Origin of the sequence: Corallococcus llansteffanensis (assembly GCF_003612055.1) — a bacterium.
Lineage (GTDB): Bacteria > Myxococcota > Myxococcia > Myxococcales > Myxococcaceae > Corallococcus > Corallococcus llansteffanensis.
Window position 1 is genome coordinate 1 of the sequence record NZ_RAWB01001131.1, and the last position, 681, is coordinate 681.

Genomic DNA, 681 nt, shown 5'->3' on the forward strand with positions numbered 1-681 from the left:
CCCTGGGCCCCACCCGCGGCCTCGGCCTCGCCGGCCTGCTCGGCCTCGCCGCCCTTGCCCGCCTCGCCCGCCTTCTGGCCCGTCAGCGTCTCCAGCACCTTCACGAGCTGCTTGAGCGTGTCCACCAGCTGCTGGAGCCCCGCCTGCTTCGTCCCGTCCTGCGCGCCCACCTTCTGCGCCGACCCGCTCTTGCCGACCCCGTCGAAGCCGCTCTCACCTGCCAGCGACCGGATGATGGGGTTCTGGCTCAGCGCCGACAGCGCGTCGATCCCGCCCGACTTCCCGACCGGCGGCGTCTGCGCACCGATGGCCCCCGTCGAACCGATGGAGCCTGGCGAACCGCGGAACGCCGACGAAGACACCGACGACAGCTTGGAAGAGCCAATCATGGGGGTACTCCTACAAGAGGGGTTGAGTAGGGGCGGAAGATGCGAAGTAAAACCTTTGAAGTTGTTGTCGTATGGGGTGGGTTGAAGTTGCTGAGCACCTACATTTTCCGACTTAATTCCCGGAAAGACCCGTGAGAATCAGGGGTTATCCGGGGAGTCGTCCTGGAATTCCGGTGAAATTCCCGCGGGAAATGCGGTGCGGGTGGCTCCTGCGCGGTGGAGGGCAGCCGGGCGGGAGGGCGGCTTCCGGCCCGCGGGAAGCGCGGGCGGGCGTCGCGGGGAAGGACATGGG

1 protein-coding gene is annotated in these 681 nt (G+C 67.5%); it reads right to left on the minus strand.

Features of this window, described 5'->3' with window-relative positions:
• On the minus strand, positions 1 to 389 hold a 389-nt coding region (locus D7V93_RS45735), incomplete at its 3' end, for a hypothetical protein (RefSeq protein WP_208723377.1).
• Between the last annotated feature and the right edge of the window lie 292 nt (positions 390 to 681).